We start from the raw sequence: 12,290 nt of genomic DNA, 5'->3' as shown, positions 1-12,290 counted from the left end.
GCATGAGCGAAGACCCGCAACACCCGGATTTGCGCAGCCGGCAATACCCGGTTCGCGAAGACATGGCATACCAGTTGAAAGTCTGGCGCTTCGAGCGATGCGGATGGTACGCGCTGGTGCTATTGGTCATGCTGGCACTGCTGGGTGTGTTTTCTCGTGGACTCATCAGTTCGCGCGAAGTGCGCAGCGAGGACGGCAAGTTGCGTGCGCAGTACGAAATGTTCCATCGCAATGGCTCCACCAACGCCATGAAAATCAGCCTCCGTGCTGCGCCCGACGCCGCAGTGGAACTGGATATCAGCGGCGAATGGCTGGACGGTTTCAGTATCGAAACCTTGCAGCCGGAACCGTTGCAGGCGCGCAGTTCAGCGCAGGGCATGCGTTTATGGTTGCAGGCTGATGCGCACGGTCAGGCCACTTTGTATCTGACCGTGCGAGGCGATGGTGTGGGGTTGTTTCGCAGCCGTCTCGATTCGCCCGGATCAAGTGGTGTAGACCTCGTTCAATTCATCTTTCCGTAGGTGTCCCATGGATTCTGTCTTGCGCGCAGTGGCGATGTATCTGGCATTGATGGTGTTGTTCAAAATCGCCGGGCGCCGTTCGTTGGCGGAGCTGACGACGTTTGACTTCGTGTTGCTGATGATCATTGGCGAAGCCACCCAGCAAGCGTTGTTGGGTGATGACTTTTCCCTGACCAATTCAATGCTGGTGATCGTGACGCTGATCGCGATAGACGTCGGTTTTTCGCTGCTCAAACAGCGCTCGGGCTGGATCTCACGGCTGATCGATGGCGAACCGACGATCATTGTCGAGAACGGCAAGCTTCTGCATCACCGCTTGCGCCATGCGCGGTTGGTGGAAGCCGATGTCATGGAGGCTGCACGATCAAGTCAGGGCATCGAAACGATCGAACAGATCAAGTTCGCGATTATCGAGCGCAACGGCAAGATATCGGTCATACCTCAGGACTCCTGAGGACAGAAAAGGCCGAAAGCAGTGCCTTCGGCCTTTTCTGCAGAACCTAGCGCCCCGTGTGCGACGCGGCATCGTGGCTGACATGCTTGGGCCCCGCCAACGCCCAGGCAATCAAGCCGAACAGCGGCACAAACACGATCAACACGATCCACACGCCTTTGTTGCTCGATTTCCCCTCGCTCTTGCGCACCCGATTGATGGCCCAGAGTTCGATTAGCAGAAGAACTGCCGCCAGTACGATCCACACGGTTTCGATTTGCATTGGCTACCTCCTGATGGTCTGTTCGTTAGGTGGCGTGGGGTGCGGCGGGTTCATTTATTTTTTCTTCGGTGCATGGAGCTGGCGAGCGAGTTCCAGTGCCACCCGGCCGCTGTTGAAGGTCGGCAACAGGTGGGTGAAAGGGATCTCGATGATGCGGTTCTCGCGTACCGCGCGCAGTCGTGACAGCACCGGGTCGTGGGTCAACAGATAACGTTTGCGACTGGCGGGCGACCATTCGGCGTCGGCCAGCAGGATTACGTCCGGGTCGCTGGCCAGCAAGGTTTCGCTGTTGATGGTCACCCGATAAAGATTGATGTCGGCAAACACATTGCGTGCACCGACGGCGGCCAACAGCGGGGTGACAAAGCCACGCCGACCTTCGCTGTCGAGGCCTTTGACCTCGCTGTCGAGATAGAACACTGACAACGGTTGGCCCGCACGAGCCAAGGCACGGGCGCTGGCGAGGTCGGTTTCCATGGAGTCGATCAACACTTGGGCTTTTTGCTGCTGGTGCAGCAGCTTGCCCAGCGTCAGCAAGTCGTTGCGCACATGCGCGAAGTAATCCAGCGAATGCCCGTTGCAGGCCGACTCCAATAGATACGAACCGACGCCATTACGCGCCAGCCCCGAGCGTGAAGTCACACCGTCGCCGAATGCCGAGGCAAACCCTCCGATCACCAGATCCGGTTGCTGTGCGTAAAGCACTTCGCTGGCCGGGTATTGCCGCGCGATCACCGGCACACCGAAATACTCGGCTTGGCGCTGACCGGCATCGGTGTCATCCAGGTAGGCCACGCCAACCAGCGCTGGCCCGGCACCCAGCGCCAGGACGATATCTGCCGCATGCTGATTGAGCGCGACGATGCGTGAAGGCTGAACGGTGCTCCAGTCCTCGCCGCAATTACGGTAACTGTCGGCGAGCACGGGCGTGGAGCAGAGCAGGGCGAGAAGTGCGTACACAAGCGATCTCATGTCCGCGCCTTGATCAGTAAATCCGCGACCATCTCTCCGCCCACCAGATGACCCTCGACCAACCGCTGCACCTCTTCATCGTTGCGCACGCCATACCAGCAACGCTCCGGATACACCGTCACAATCGGCCCCTGATTGCATGGAAACTGGCAGTGCGTGCGCGTCAGCAAGACGCCGCCCGGCGTCTCGATAAGATCATGCGCGAGCAAATGCCGGCGCAAGGTTTTCCATAGCTGCAAGGCGCCGCGCTGGGTGCAACGCGGGCCGGTGCAGAGAAACACATGGCGCGCGTGCTCGGGCACGTGCGACCAGTCCGGGTGCGTGTCGACGCCGTCGACGGTTTTGATTTCACTCATCAGAAGCGGTACGTGTAGCGCACTTCGGAGGTGAGCGGTCGGCCAAGGTTATCGACGTTGCTCGAACGGCTGGTGACGTAATCGCGGTTGAAGAGGTTTTCCACCAACAGGCTCACGCGGTGTTGGTGGGCGTTGTCGAGGTAGCGATAGGCATCGGCGTCGACCACCGAATAGTTGCCGTATTCGACTTGTTTCGAGCTTTTGATATCGCGGATATAACGAATCGCACCGCCAGCGCCCCACAGACGATTTTCCGATTCATAGCCCACCCGCGAACGGGCGAAGAAGCTCGGAATATCATTGATGGTCACACCAGTGCGCGACTCGGTGAGGTTGCGGGTCATGTCGGCTTGCAGGCTCCACTGCTCATTGAGCGCGAGCTTGGCGTCGGCCTCGAAACCGCGCATCTGGATCGTGCCTTCGCCGTTGACCCACTGAATGTCATCGAGGGTGATCAGGTCGTCGATCTTGCGTTTGAACAGGGTCACGCTGGCGCTGAATTCACGGTTGAGCAAAAAGCCTTTGTAGTCGACACCCAGTTCGGCGTTGCGGCTTTTTTCCGGCTTCAGGTTGCGGTTGCCGATCTCGTCGCCCGGCTCGTTGACGAACAGTTGCTCGGCGTTCGGCAGTTTGTAGGCGCTGCCGTATTGGCCACGCACCGACCAGTTGTCGTTGAGGTCATACAGCGAAGTGAGCATGCCAACGGTGGCGCTGTCACCGCCGCCCATGGCTTCGTGGCGCATGCCGATACTCGGGTGCCAGTCGGGCAGGGCGTCGATCTGCGGGCGCAGTTGCGTGTAGAGCGCATGGGCTTCGGCCTTGTCGTTATCGATGATCAGCACATCGTCCTGGCCCTTGAACCATTGGTTGTCAGTGCCGAACACCAGCACATGGCCACCGGGCAATTCTGCCTTGCCTTCAGCCTGCACGCCCCAGTCGGTGAAGCCCCAATTGTCGTTGTGGTTGATGACTCTGGTTCCGCCGCCCTCGACGTTGTTGACGCGGGTGTAGCGCGTGTCCCAGTCGTTGATATGGCCTTTGACGAAGTAGCTCAGGCGCTCATTAATGGTCTGCTCAAAGGTCGCCGTGGCGATCTGCTGCACGCGGTCGTTGGTGGTGTTGTGGTTGTCGACCGGGCGGGCGAAGTCGAGGTTGGCGTCGGCGTATTGGTAGAACAGTTCGAGCCGCGAATCATCGCCAAACGACTGAATCGCCTTGCCGCCGAAGGTGGTGACTTCGTAGGCGCGGTTCTTCTCGCTGACGTTTTTCATGTCGCGGTTGCGATACGGCTGGTAACCGTCGGAGACGTTGTGGCTGACATACGCCAGCAAACCGAGATCGCCGAAACCGTTAGTGAAGATGTTCTCGACGCGGGCGTCTTCGGTAGTGCCGCCAAAGCTGTCCACGCCCAGGTTCACTTCGCCGGAGGCTTTGCGCGACTGCGGGCTGCGGGTGACGATGTTGATCACACCGGAAACGGCCTGAGTGCCGAACAACAGGCTCTGGCCACCCTTGAGCACTTCGATGCGCTCGATGGCATTGGCCGGCAGGGTGTCCAGATAGAGGCCGCCGTACAGACGATTGTTCAGGCGCACGCCGTCAAGCAGGATCAGCGTGTCGTCGTTGCGCCCGCCCAGCAGCGAATAGGTGCCGTAGTCGAACGGTCCGTTTTTCGGCGCCACGTACAGGCCGGGGATGAACATCTGCATCACGCGGCTGACATCGGCGCTGGGGCCGGCGCGCTCGATCTGTTCGCGGCTGACGATCTCGACCTTGCTGCCGAACTTCGCCATGTCGGCGACCGTGGTGGACTCCACCGACGGTGCGGAAACGATTTGCTGATTGAGTTCCAGTGGCGCGTCATCCGCCAGCAGCAGGGGGCTGAACAGACAGCCGAACAGAAAGGTTGGAGCCGAGGTGTAGAAAGGTCGAATCATTGTCTTCTCGAAAAGGATCTTCGCAGAAGAGCATGCAGGAGAAGGCATCGCGCACAGCCAATACCGGCCCATGCCCGCCCACCGCAGGATTTTGCCAAACGAAATTTCAGGCCGGTCTCCGGGCTCGCGCGTATCGAGGCTTTCACCTTCCCATGGCCGTGCGGCCACAGTGGTGTATCGAAAACATCACGCGCATACCGTTGCGGGGGCAGCACCGGACTTGTTCGAAAAGAACGTACCGGTTTCCCGTTTCACCCCATGCACGGCGGCATGGGACACCTGAAACTGGGCGGCATCTGAACATTCGACAGACCGTTCGTCAACTTGCATGCGTGCGTACTCCTCTAGCCATTGTGGGAGCGAGCTTGCTCGCGAAGGCGTAGTGTCAATCAACAATGATGTAACTGATCCGGCCTCTTCGCGAGCAAGCTCGCTCCCACAGGATCTCTGCTCTGCATTAAAAACAGGTCGAGGTCGCACTTGGTCGTTTGATAGGTGAAGGTTTAAAGTTCACTTCAAGTTCAATTACGGCTCAGGTCAATCATGAAAATCGGTGAACTGGCAAAAATCAGCGGTCTGGCGCCTTCGCGCATCCGCTTCTATGAGGCGAGCGGGCTGATCAAGTCGGTCGGGCGCAAGGCCAACGGTTATCGCGACTATGCCCCGGAAACCGAGTGGATCCTGCAGATCATCACCGGTGCACAAGCGGCAGGGTTTTCCCTCGAGGAAATCCGCCAGTTACTGCCGGTGAACGCGCAGGACTGGCAGCACGAAGAAATGCTGGTCGGGCTCAAACGCAAGGTCGAAGAAATCGAAATCCTCCAGCAACGCCTGGCGCATAACAAGGCGCAGCTGTTGCGGGTCATTCACGGCATCGAGAGCAAACCCGCCGACGTCGGCTGTGCCGACAACGCGCAGTTGCTGATCAACCAGATGCGCGAGGAGAAGGCCGCTACGGGCAAATAATCACAGTTGATAAAAAGGCCTTGACCTTAAAGTTGGCTTTAATCTTATGGTTGTCCCACGCCCAATCGAGGACTCCTCATGAACGTGTTCGACAACCTGCAACTCCCCAACGGTTCAACCATCAAGAACCGCATCGCCAAAGCCGCCATGGAAGAAAACATGGCCGACGCCGATCAGGCACCTTCGCAAGAACTGATGCGCCTGTATCAAGCCTGGGCCGATGGTGGTGCCGGACTGTTGATCACTGGCAACGTCATGGTCGACGGCCGCGCGATGACCGGGCCGGGCGGCGTGGTGCTGCAGGATGACCGGCAATTGGCCAGGTTCAAGCGCTGGGCACAGATTGGCCGATCGGGCGGCGCGCAGTTCTGGCTGCAGATCAACCATCCCGGCCGACAGATGCAGGCCAATCTCGGGCAGAAAACCTGGGCGCCATCAGCGGTTCCGCTGAACATGGGCAGCCTGTCCAAACACTTCGCCACGCCCCACGCGATGACCGCCAGCGTGATCGCTGACGTCATCCAGCGTTTCGCCCGCAGCGCACAGCTTGGCGAGCAGGCCGGCTTCACCGGTGTGGAAATCCACGCCGCCCATGGCTATTTGTTGAGTCAGTTCCTGTCGCCGTTGACCAATCAGCGCACGGACGAGTGGGGCGGGTCGCTGGAGAACCGCGCGCGGCTGTTGCTGGACATCGTCAAGGCTGTGCGTGCACTGGTTTCAGCGGAGTTTGCGGTGGCGGTGAAACTCAATTCCGCCGACTTCCAACGCGGCGGCTTCAGCGCCGATGACGCGCGACAAGTCGTCGAATGGCTCAACGATCTGGGTGTGGATCTGGTCGAGTTGTCCGGCGGCAGCTACGAAGCCCCGGCCATGCAGGGCGAAGCACGGGACGGCCGCACCTTGGCGCGCGAGGCGTACTTCGTCGAGTTCGCCCAGGACATCCAGAAAGTCGCGCGGATGCCGGTGATGGTCACGGGCGGCGTGCGTCGTCGGCCCATTGCGGAAATGGTCGTTAACAGTGGCGTGGACATGGTCGGCATCGGCACGGCGCTGGCCATCGATCCGAACCTGCCGCGTGACTGGCTGCTGGGCAAGGACAGTGCCCCCGAGCTGCCGCCGATCACCTGGAAGAACAAGGCCATGGCGTCGCTGGCCAACATGGCGGTGGTCAAGTTCCAGTTGCGCAAACTCAGTCAGGCGAAAACACCCGATCCGCACGTGTCACCGCTGCGCGCGCTGATCATGCAACAAATCGGCAACGCCTTGCGTACCCGCCAGTACCGCAAGTGGGTGGCGAGCAACTGATCTGAATGGCTTGCTGACGTTCGGCCCTATATCCTGCACGCCTGTTTGATGGATTGATTTAGGGAAGAGTTGCATGCCGTTCAGGGTGATGGTGGTTGGTGGTTACGGAAACTTCGGCAGCATTGTGTGCCGGCATCTGGCGCTGATGCCGGACATCGGCCTGGTGCTCTCGGGCCGTGATCCGCGCAAGTTGCAGCGCAAAGTCGATGAGCTGAACAGCCAATCGGGCAACGTCTGCGAAGGCTGGTGTGGCGATGCCATGGGCAGCGAGTTCAAAGCCGCATTGCGGGCGCTGAACATTCAGTTGGTCGTGCACACTGGCGGGCCGTTTCAGGGGCAAACCTATGCGCTCGCCGAGAGCTGCATCGACGCCGGTGTGAACTATTGCGATCTGGCTGACTGCCGCACGTTCGTCAACGGCATCCACGTTCTCGACGCGCGGGCGAAGCAGGCCGGCGTGGCGATTCTCAGCGGGTGCAGCTCGGTGCCGACACTGTCGTCGGCGATCATCGATGAACAGCGCCAGCGTTTTTCGCGTATCGACTCGATCGAACATGGCATTTCTTCGTCGGCGAAAATGCCGGGACTGTCGACGATCGAAGGTGTACTCGCTTATGCCGGCAAACCGATCAAGCAACTGAAAAACGGCAAGGTGCACGAAGTGTCGGGCTGGCTGGACCTGACCTTGCGCAAAATGCCGCAGATGGGCACGCGGTTGCTGGCCAACGTCGATGTGCCGGACATGGATATTTTCGCCGGTCGTTATGGCGCGCACACCCTGAAGTTCAAGGCCGGCGCCGGGCTAAAACTCGGCGGCATCGCCAACGGTCTGCTGGCTCAAGCGCTGAAGGTCGGACTGGTGCGCGACCATGCCCTGTGGGCAGCAAGACTGCATCGCCTCGGCCTGTGTTTCGAACGTTTCGGCGATGGCAAAAGTGCGATGTACATCGACGTACAGGGCCTCGGCATTGACGGCAAACCGCTGGCGATGACCGCGCAACTCACCGCCCTGAACGACAAAGGCCCGGAAATCCCCAGCTGCGCCGCCGTCGCGCTGGCGACAAAAATGGCCTCAGGCTACGTGCCATCCGTCGGCGCCCGACCGTGCGTGGGCGAAATCAGCGTCGCCGAGTACATGGCCGCGATCAACGATCCGGACAACCTGAGTCTGGCCGTACACTTTTCGGACGGGCAGCGCTGACATGCTCTATCTGTGCCTGAAGTATCTGCACATCATCGCGGCGATTTTCCTGTTCGGTTTCGGCATGGGTTCCTACCTCTACCTGATCGCCGCCAGCCGCACGGCCAACCCGCAGGTGATCGCCCATGTCGCGCGCATGGTCGTGCGCTTCGACACGTGGATCACCACCCCGGCGGGGTTTGTGCAGATCATCACCGGTTATCTGTTGATGCGACTTTCGGGCTTGTCGATGAGTACCGAATGGGTGCTGACCTCGTTGATCATCTTCTTCTGCGTCGGCTCGCTGTGGTTGCCGGTTTTGCTCCTGCAAAAGCGCTTGTATGTGATGGCATCTAGGGCGAACGAGACGGGGGCGAGTCTCGATCAACAATACCAGGGTGTGTATCGCCAATGGTTATGGATGGGCGTGCTCGGGTTTGCCGGGATGTTTGTCATCGTGCTGATGATGGTGACGAAGATGACACCCGTGCAGTTGTTCAGTTTGCTGGCATAGGTGCAGTTGCTTTGAGGAAGCGCTGTTCATGGTCTGGCGTTGGCAGCAGGCAAGTGTCGTACTTGCCGAACAGTCGATAGCGGTTTAGCGCGATGCGGTCGTAGGCCCAGTCGCGCAGCCCACGCGGGAAGACGCGCAGTAGTCGCAATGGCTGCCAGCGGGCGGATAACTGGCTGATGACCTCAAAGAAAGCGTCCGAACGTTCCCAGTAGTGGCAGTCACGGATCACCGCCATGGTGTCGAATTGATCAATGGGCAGACCGGCCCACGCGAGCAACGCCTGGCCCTCCGGCGATTGAACCGCTGCCAAACGTACGCGACGCTGATGATCGTGACGAATCAAAAAACGCGCCCAGCCGTTGCAGAGTTTGCAGACCCCGTCGAACAGGACCACGGATTCGCCGGGGTTGAGGAGCGGGGCGGGGGTTGGGCGGGTTTTTGGGGTGGGCATGGAGTTTGTGTTCAAGAGGTCGGGTGTTGCGATCATAGCGCCGCAAGCATTGGTTCGCGAATGACTGCACTGATTTAGAGACATGGATGTAAGAGACAGGCCACGTTAAGAATCGTGAGCTGTCTCCTATCGCCGTCAAGTCGTTGCCTCACCTCCCCGAACGACCTCCATCCGACGCTTGGAACCCGCCCTGAGCGCGTGCCGAAACTTCAACGCCGGCCGCTCGACGCAGTAGTACGAAACACCACTGAGCAAGAACGACAACACCAGCACCAATGCAACCTTTTGCCAATCGAATGAAGTGATCGGCCAAAGACCGTGCAGGAAGTAGATCACCACGAAGTGATTCAGGAACACGCCGTAGCTGATGTTCCCGAGAAACTCGTCAATCCGGTGAAACTTCAGCTTCGTCAACACGTACACAGCAGGAATGCCCAGGGCAATGCCAGCGGCCACTTCGGCATTGGACGGCCGGCGTTCGATCCAGCCCGCCATGATCGCCACAAAGATCAATGCCGCCGCCACAGCGGTACCTGCGGCAATCGCTAAACCCTTCGCCTGCGGTTTGTAGAGATAACTGCCGCACAGGAATATAAACAGGACGCCCGGCAACAAGCGGTAGCCGTAGTAGTCGGTGTTGATGAATCCAAGACACGCGGGGATGAACACAGCGACGGACAACGCGAAAGCCACGCCCTGTGCTCGGTAGATGAGCAGAAACGGGATCACCAGGTAGAAGCACATCTCAAGCCCGAGCGACCAGGCCGGAGGCACAATCCAGACTCCGGATGCGCCAAACATATAGAACCCGAGGGGCACGATGGCCAGGCTCGCGGCGATGTTTCTGAAGGTCAGTTCGGCCCACTGTGGCGTGCCTGGCAGCAGGAAATAGATCACCGTACAAGAAGCGACGAAGTAGAACAGGAATTGCGGGTAAAGACGCAAGGCCCGGTCCAGGTAGAACCGACCGATTTTTTCGGGCGCCTTGTAGTTGCGCTCGATCAGTGAGGTCATGACGAAACCACTGATGAGCAGGAAGGAAATCACCGCAACCACGCCCGGGTTGAACCCCATGAACAACTTGCCCATATGCGAAACAGCGACCAGAACGGCCAACAGCAGACGATAGGCTCCCACGTGTATCCCCAAACGACCTTGTAGTTATGGCGGGTAAATTACGATGCTTCGTGGGCGGATAACAGGTTTTTTTCCGCGCATTCTGGTTGAGGGTGGCAGGGGCCGCGCGCATTGACCTCAGGGCTCGGCGTCGAAGATCAACTCGGGCCAGGTTTCACTCCACGCTTTGGATCGTATGCGCTCCAGAAACACCGAGTATTTTTCGGCTCTGAATCGATCTGTTGGCCGTACCCTAAGTGAAAACAGATCTTCCAGTCCCAAGGGCGCCGAGACCTCTATTTCATCGTAATGATCGAGCCTGACAGCGACGGCTGTTGCCGTTTCGGGCCAACAGATCATTGCCTGTGTAGCCGATTGATAGGGGGCATCGGCGTTGCGAATATGCATTCGTGCCTGATTTTTTACCGACCAGTTCAATTCGCTACAGCGCTTCGATAACTCATGCTCCAAGGCCGAATCCGTTTCTGAACCGGCACGTGTCGGGTCAAACCAGATAACATCGATATCCTCGGGTAACGCTGAAGGATTGCGTTGATGCAAGTGGTCCCACACCAGACTGCGCACGAAACCGGCGCCGATCCAACAGTCCGGCAAATGCAGATCACGGGTCATGCACAGGATTTTCATCCTGACAGGGTCCCGAGTCAGTAGAGCCCGTAGTTGGACTTCGTGCTTCATCGCGTCTTCCCTTCGCGCTCGGTCGTGTAAGGAGTTCATGAATTTAGAGATATCTGCAACCTTGATCCCTTTGTGACAGCAACCCGACCGCCGCCACAAAGGGATTACCCGTCAATCCACCGGCACAACTTTATCCAGCGCTTGATTCACCGCCAGTTCCCCCAGCATCACCACTTGCGCAATCCCCAACGCAGTTTTGCGGTGGCCAGGGTCAAGGATGGCGGCGAAGTTGCAGAGCATTTCGGTGGCTGAGCTGAGGGATTCGCTGGCGTTAACCAGCAGGGCCTCGCTGTCGTAGTCGGAATTGGCCAGAAACATGGGAGCGTGTTTTTTGTCGCTGCCCATGGTGCGTTGGGTTGGCGTTAGGTAGCAGTCGAGGGCGCGTTCGGCGGCTTCGTGGAATTTCCTGGAATCGGGGGATTCGTACGGGGAGGCCGGATCTGTTTCCGGCGGGTTCGGCGTGATCTTGAACATATTCTTCTTTTTCCTGTGGTGTGGCCGCCGCACCGAGCTACTAAACAAGGGGTGGCAGCTGTACGCAGGTTAGTAGACCGGGGAAAAGAAGAAAGCCGGCGCGCCCAAGGGCGCCCTACGCACAGCCGCCATCAAGTGCAGGTACGTGAATACCTTTTGACGGACGCTTGTGCACTTTCATTTACCACGGGCTACTAAACCCGATCACTGGGAATCAGTGACGCGAACCAAGTTACCGGTGGCCCTTGAAGCGCACAAGCCGGCGGATTCTGGCGTAGTCGTAGGCAATGGCGCAAGACGTTGTAGCCTTGAGCAGGTAACGCGACGTGTCTTTTAAACAGTGATGGAAAACTCCTAAACACGTCGTTCAAAATGACGCTCGTCAGTCTGTCCTCCAACAAAAAACGGTAGGTTTTATTTCTAGAACCTGGGGACGGGTTTGAGGCAAACCACGCGCAGATACAGGGTCTGGTCTCGCATGATCCCTCGACCTTTTCTACTCCGGAAATGGCCCGCAGGCTTCAATCGCTTCGTCATCAGTACGGCTATCGATACCACCATCCTCCCCGATGTAAACATCAGTATTCGGCCATTTCGGGTTAACCCGGATGCAATGTGATTTCCCGCCGTTGTTCCAGTCGAACTCCATAAAAAACTGGCTGTTCGGGAAAATATGTCCTGCGCCCCCAGTAACTTCACCCGGGTAGATCTCGCCTTTTGAGATGTCGTGTTGAACATTCAGAATGTAACCGAGGCGCCCCTGTCCCTTCTCAGAGAAGTGGAAGCTCACTTGTGGAGTCGCGACATACCAAAAGGCGATGGGTGCGAGCAACAACGCCACCGCCCAGCGCCAGAAATGCCGTTTCGGTTTATTTGCAGACGTGGTCACGTGTGCCGTCTCCCCAGCTTGAACGTGGTAGTGCTAAAACTTCGCCCATTACCATTTTTGCCGTAATCCCTCCGTTGGGGTGCTGCTTGTAGAGTTTGACGCCAATGCTGATCGAGACTCGGTCGCCTATGTCGTCCCAAGCCCGCATGCCTTCGATGAGACATATTTTATCCGGCAGCTATCGGCCAGGGAGT

Annotated in this window: 15 protein-coding genes, 1 pseudogene and 1 riboswitch; of the genes and pseudogenes, 6 read left to right on the top strand and 10 right to left on the bottom strand. The window is 58.5% G+C overall.

Features of this window, described 5'->3' with window-relative positions; genetic code table 11:
- Positions 1-2 precede the first annotated feature (2 nt).
- Both ACZ0A4_RS10925 and ACZ0A4_RS10920 read left to right on the top strand, forming a co-directional pair.
- Positions 3-521: a hypothetical protein gene (locus ACZ0A4_RS10925; protein WP_463574613.1), complete on the top strand. Its 519-nt coding sequence runs from the start codon at positions 3-5 to the stop codon at positions 519-521.
- Between the two features lie 7 nt (positions 522-528).
- Complete coding sequence (locus tag ACZ0A4_RS10920; protein ID WP_463574611.1) at positions 529-975, top strand: DUF421 domain-containing protein; 447 nt, start codon at positions 529-531, stop codon at positions 973-975.
- Positions 976-1,021: 46 nt separating this feature from the next.
- On the opposite strand, the gene ACZ0A4_RS10915 is transcribed toward ACZ0A4_RS10920, so the two are convergent.
- Genes ACZ0A4_RS10915 through ACZ0A4_RS10900 form a run of 4 tightly spaced genes read right to left on the bottom strand, consistent with a single transcriptional unit; the run spans position 1,022 to position 4,502 of the window.
- Positions 1,022-1,237, bottom strand: a complete 216-nt coding sequence (locus ACZ0A4_RS10915; protein WP_463574609.1) for a PLD nuclease N-terminal domain-containing protein — start codon at positions 1,235-1,237, stop codon at positions 1,022-1,024.
- A 54-nt stretch (positions 1,238-1,291) separates the two neighbouring features.
- Positions 1,292-2,209, bottom strand: coding sequence for an ABC transporter substrate-binding protein (locus ACZ0A4_RS10910; protein ID WP_463574607.1), 918 nt, complete (start codon positions 2,207-2,209; stop codon positions 1,292-1,294).
- Positions 2,206-2,565 carry a (2Fe-2S) ferredoxin domain-containing protein gene (locus ACZ0A4_RS10905; RefSeq protein ID WP_463574605.1) on the bottom strand — a complete coding sequence of 120 codons (360 nt, stop codon included), beginning with the start codon at positions 2,563-2,565 and terminating at the stop codon, positions 2,206-2,208. The genes ACZ0A4_RS10910 and ACZ0A4_RS10905 overlap by 4 nt, the downstream gene beginning before the upstream one ends.
- Positions 2,565-4,502, bottom strand: a complete 1,938-nt coding sequence (locus ACZ0A4_RS10900) for a TonB-dependent receptor plug domain-containing protein (protein WP_463574603.1) — start codon at positions 4,500-4,502, stop codon at positions 2,565-2,567. Before ACZ0A4_RS10900 ends, ACZ0A4_RS10905 begins: the two co-directional genes overlap by 1 nt.
- 92 nt (positions 4,503-4,594) lie before the next feature.
- Positions 4,595-4,800, bottom strand: a riboswitch (cobalamin riboswitch).
- A gap of 245 nt (positions 4,801-5,045) precedes the next feature.
- Here ACZ0A4_RS10900 and ACZ0A4_RS10895 point away from each other — a divergent pair.
- From ACZ0A4_RS10895 to ACZ0A4_RS10880, 4 genes are all read left to right on the top strand, one after another.
- Positions 5,046-5,468, top strand: coding sequence for a MerR family transcriptional regulator (locus ACZ0A4_RS10895; RefSeq protein WP_463574601.1), 423 nt, complete (start codon positions 5,046-5,048; stop codon positions 5,466-5,468).
- A gap of 78 nt (positions 5,469-5,546) precedes the next feature.
- Positions 5,547-6,773 carry an NADH:flavin oxidoreductase/NADH oxidase family protein gene (locus ACZ0A4_RS10890; protein WP_463574599.1) on the top strand — a complete coding sequence of 409 codons (1,227 nt, stop codon included), beginning with the start codon at positions 5,547-5,549 and terminating at the stop codon, positions 6,771-6,773.
- Positions 6,774-6,846: 73 nt separating this feature from the next.
- Positions 6,847-7,974, top strand: coding sequence for a saccharopine dehydrogenase family protein (locus ACZ0A4_RS10885; protein WP_463574597.1), 1,128 nt, complete (start codon positions 6,847-6,849; stop codon positions 7,972-7,974).
- Between the two features lies 1 nt (position 7,975).
- Positions 7,976-8,467, top strand: coding sequence for a DUF2269 family protein (locus ACZ0A4_RS10880; protein WP_463574595.1), 492 nt, complete (start codon positions 7,976-7,978; stop codon positions 8,465-8,467).
- Here the strand turns inward: ACZ0A4_RS10880 and ACZ0A4_RS10875 are convergent.
- From ACZ0A4_RS10875 to ACZ0A4_RS10850, 6 genes and pseudogenes are all read right to left on the bottom strand, one after another.
- Positions 8,451-8,918 (bottom strand): thiol-disulfide oxidoreductase DCC family protein, encoded by a 468-nt coding sequence (locus tag ACZ0A4_RS10875; RefSeq protein ID WP_463574593.1) that lies wholly within the window; start codon positions 8,916-8,918, stop codon positions 8,451-8,453. The genes ACZ0A4_RS10880 and ACZ0A4_RS10875 overlap by 17 nt on opposite strands.
- Before the next feature lie 135 nt (positions 8,919-9,053).
- The gene (locus ACZ0A4_RS10870) at positions 9,054-10,055 is read right to left on the bottom strand and encodes an acyltransferase family protein (protein WP_463574591.1); all 1,002 of its coding nucleotides are present in this window, start codon (positions 10,053-10,055) and stop codon (positions 9,054-9,056) included.
- 117 nt (positions 10,056-10,172) lie between these two features.
- The gene (locus ACZ0A4_RS10865; protein WP_463574589.1) at positions 10,173-10,733 is read right to left on the bottom strand and encodes a nucleotidyltransferase family protein; all 561 of its coding nucleotides are present in this window, start codon (positions 10,731-10,733) and stop codon (positions 10,173-10,175) included.
- A 111-nt stretch (positions 10,734-10,844) separates the two neighbouring features.
- Entirely contained in the window at positions 10,845-11,207 is a 363-nt protein-coding gene (locus ACZ0A4_RS10860; protein WP_463574587.1) for a DUF6124 family protein, read from the bottom strand.
- Between the two features lie 496 nt (positions 11,208-11,703).
- Positions 11,704-12,096, bottom strand: a complete 393-nt coding sequence (locus tag ACZ0A4_RS10855) for a hypothetical protein (RefSeq protein WP_242207435.1) — start codon at positions 12,094-12,096, stop codon at positions 11,704-11,706.
- Positions 12,077-12,253: pseudogene (locus tag ACZ0A4_RS10850) on the bottom strand (polymorphic toxin type 44 domain-containing protein); the annotation flags it as partial. The gene ACZ0A4_RS10855 and the pseudogene ACZ0A4_RS10850, both read right to left, overlap by 20 nt.
- Positions 12,254-12,290: the final 37 nt, after the last annotated feature.

The organism is Pseudomonas sp. AC172, assembly GCF_979258595.1.
The sequence above is the reverse complement of the archived record's forward strand: the minus strand, read 5'-3'. Positions and strand labels throughout refer to the sequence as shown.

What these genes read in the sequence shown, in the direction of transcription:
- ACZ0A4_RS10925 (WP_463574613.1), top strand. Translation starts at nt 3, where the DNA reads ATGAGCGAAGACCCGCAACACCCGGATTTGCGCAGCCGGCAATACCCG.
- ACZ0A4_RS10920 (WP_463574611.1), top strand. Translation starts at nt 529, where the DNA reads ATGGATTCTGTCTTGCGCGCAGTGGCGATGTATCTGGCATTGATGGTG.
- ACZ0A4_RS10915 (WP_463574609.1), bottom strand. Translation starts at nt 1,237, where the DNA reads ATGCAAATCGAAACCGTGTGGATCGTACTGGCGGCAGTTCTTCTGCTA.
- ACZ0A4_RS10910 (WP_463574607.1), bottom strand. Translation starts at nt 2,209, where the DNA reads ATGAGATCGCTTGTGTACGCACTTCTCGCCCTGCTCTGCTCCACGCCC.
- ACZ0A4_RS10905 (WP_463574605.1), bottom strand. Translation starts at nt 2,565, where the DNA reads ATGAGTGAAATCAAAACCGTCGACGGCGTCGACACGCACCCGGACTGG.
- ACZ0A4_RS10900 (WP_463574603.1), bottom strand. Translation starts at nt 4,502, where the DNA reads ATGATTCGACCTTTCTACACCTCGGCTCCAACCTTTCTGTTCGGCTGT.
- ACZ0A4_RS10895 (WP_463574601.1), top strand. Translation starts at nt 5,046, where the DNA reads ATGAAAATCGGTGAACTGGCAAAAATCAGCGGTCTGGCGCCTTCGCGC.
- ACZ0A4_RS10890 (WP_463574599.1), top strand. Translation starts at nt 5,547, where the DNA reads ATGAACGTGTTCGACAACCTGCAACTCCCCAACGGTTCAACCATCAAG.
- ACZ0A4_RS10885 (WP_463574597.1), top strand. Translation starts at nt 6,847, where the DNA reads ATGCCGTTCAGGGTGATGGTGGTTGGTGGTTACGGAAACTTCGGCAGC.
- ACZ0A4_RS10880 (WP_463574595.1), top strand. Translation starts at nt 7,976, where the DNA reads ATGCTCTATCTGTGCCTGAAGTATCTGCACATCATCGCGGCGATTTTC.
- ACZ0A4_RS10875 (WP_463574593.1), bottom strand. Translation starts at nt 8,918, where the DNA reads ATGCCCACCCCAAAAACCCGCCCAACCCCCGCCCCGCTCCTCAACCCC.
- ACZ0A4_RS10865 (WP_463574589.1), bottom strand. Translation starts at nt 10,733, where the DNA reads ATGAAGCACGAAGTCCAACTACGGGCTCTACTGACTCGGGACCCTGTC.
- ACZ0A4_RS10860 (WP_463574587.1), bottom strand. Translation starts at nt 11,207, where the DNA reads ATGTTCAAGATCACGCCGAACCCGCCGGAAACAGATCCGGCCTCCCCG.